Origin of the sequence: Acinetobacter sp. YH16038 (genome assembly GCF_013417275.1) — a bacterium.
Classification (GTDB): Bacteria; Pseudomonadota; Gammaproteobacteria; order Pseudomonadales; family Moraxellaceae; genus Acinetobacter.
In genome coordinates this window covers 1-1393 of record NZ_VPEG01000151.1, presented here as the reverse complement: position 1 = coordinate 1393, position 1393 = coordinate 1, and the positions used below count along the sequence as shown (strand labels likewise).

Below are 1393 nucleotides of genomic sequence, written 5' to 3'. Positions count from 1 at the left end.
TAATGCCAGTCAGTTAAGCAAATATTAGTAAAATGTAGTAAAAATGAGTGTATGTAAATACGCTCATTTTTTTATGACTTTATCTGAAAATTTAGATTGCACCCTTCAACATTCTTTACCTTCACTTAGCCATTTTAGTGAATTTATTGATTTCAACTGGATTGAGGAAAGTCTGCATCAAACAGGTAAGGCATCAATTAGAAGAAGGAAGTTACCTGCTGAACATGTGGTGTGGCTTGTCATTGGACTCGCTTTATTTCGAAATCAACCTATCGGATATGTCGTAGAACAGCTAAAACTTGTATTTGGTACAACAGAATATTGTGTTCCTAGCGCAGTAGTACAAGCACGACAACGTTTAGGATCAGAACCTTTAAATGCACTATTTTCTTTACTTAGCCAAGCCTGGTTTGAAGAATCTCAGCAGCAATACTCAAACTTTCACGGTCTGAGTGTGTGCGCTGTTGATGGTGTTGTTTGGTCTATGCCTTATACAGATGAGAATTTTGCACACTTTGGTTCATCTAAAGGAAAAACTGCTGATGCTCCTTATCCACAAGTGAGAGCAACCTGCTTAGTAAATACCGCGACCCATGAAATTATAGATGCTCAAATAGGCAGTATGGATCAAGGTGAACTCACACTGGCAAGCCAATTATCTCCTTGTTCACACAGTATTACCCTATTTGATCGAGCCTATTTCTCTGCAGATTTTCTCATCGGGTGGCAAAAACGTGCAGAAGAAAGTCATTGGCTTATGCGTGCAAAAGATAATTTACGGTATGAGATTGTGGAGCGTAATTCGCAACATGACTTTCATATTAGAATGCCGATATCAACAAGAGCTAAAAAACTTAATCCAGCCTTAGGAGACTATTGGGAGGCACGTCTCATTGAGGTTGAGCAGGCAGGTAAGATTAGACGTTATATCACTTCACTAATAGATTCAAAGAGATATCCATTATTAGCTTTAGCAAAACTCTATGCCCAGCGTTGGGAAATAGAAATGTGTTACCGAGAAATCAAGAGTAACTTACAGGAAGGGAAGCATTTAAGGAGTAAACAACCTGCCTTGATTTATCAAGAATTATGGGGAGTCTTTATTGCCTATAATATTCTAAGAAGACAAATGAAATATATGGCGCAACGTGCAAAAGTCAGTCCTTTGAGAATGAGCTTTCATATTACCTCTATTGCTATCCTTAACCTATTGAAGTTTGATTCTTTGGCTTCCGCAGGCAATTTGCCTAAACATCTAGAAAGTTTAATGGAAAAATCTAAAAGGTATGTTTTACCGAAAAAAAGAAGTAGAAACTACCCACGAGTTGTGAAAGGGAAACCACAGAAATACCCAAAAAAATGCCAGTCAATCTCTTAACTGACTGGCATTACT

1 protein-coding gene is annotated in these 1393 nt (G+C 37.8%); it reads left to right on the top strand.

The features are described 5' to 3' along the window. The first annotated feature begins 73 nt into the window (after positions 1-73). The gene (locus FTV34_RS17445; RefSeq protein ID WP_004784488.1) at positions 74-1378 is read left to right on the top strand and encodes an IS4 family transposase; all 1305 of its coding nucleotides are present in this window, start codon (positions 74-76) and stop codon (positions 1376-1378) included. The last annotated feature ends 15 nt before the right edge of the window (positions 1379-1393 follow it).

Bases quoted from the DNA above. Each gene is read 5' to 3' on its own strand.
- FTV34_RS17445 (WP_004784488.1), top strand. From the start codon at position 74: ATGACTTTATCTGAAAATTTAGATTGCACCCTTCAACATTCTTTACCT.